At 52.4% G+C, this 296-nt stretch carries 2 tRNA genes and 1 rRNA gene; all 3 read right to left on the minus strand.

Annotation, left to right across the window (positions count from 1 at the left end):
• Positions 1-72, minus strand: a tRNA-Asn gene (locus ACL9RM_RS26660).
• A gap of 4 nt (positions 73-76) precedes the next feature.
• Positions 77-152: transfer RNA gene (locus ACL9RM_RS26665), tRNA-Ala, on the minus strand.
• Positions 153-222: 70 nt separating this feature from the next.
• Positions 223-296, minus strand: a 5S ribosomal RNA gene (gene rrf, locus ACL9RM_RS26670); the annotation flags it as partial.

The raw sequence follows: 296 nt of genomic DNA on the forward strand, positions 1-296 counted from the left end.
TCCCCGAACAGGACTCGAACCTGTGACAACTCGATTAACAGTCGAGTGCTCTACCAACTGAGCTATCAGGGAATATTGGTGGAGCCAAGGGGGATCGAACCCCTGACCTCCTGCGTGCAAGGCAGGCGCTCTCCCAGCTGAGCTATAGCCCCATCTAAAAAATCAATTTTGTATGTATAATCAATAGCCTGATAGGCGAAAAAAAATCCCCATTATGGGGTTGCTTGGCGACGTCCTACTCTCCCAGGACCCTGCGGTCCAAGTACCATCGGCGCTGGAGGGCTTAACGGTCGTGT

It is taken from the genome of Paenibacillus sp. S29 (assembly GCF_049319765.1).
Lineage (GTDB): Bacteria > Bacillota > Bacilli > Paenibacillales > Paenibacillaceae > Paenibacillus > Paenibacillus polymyxa_B.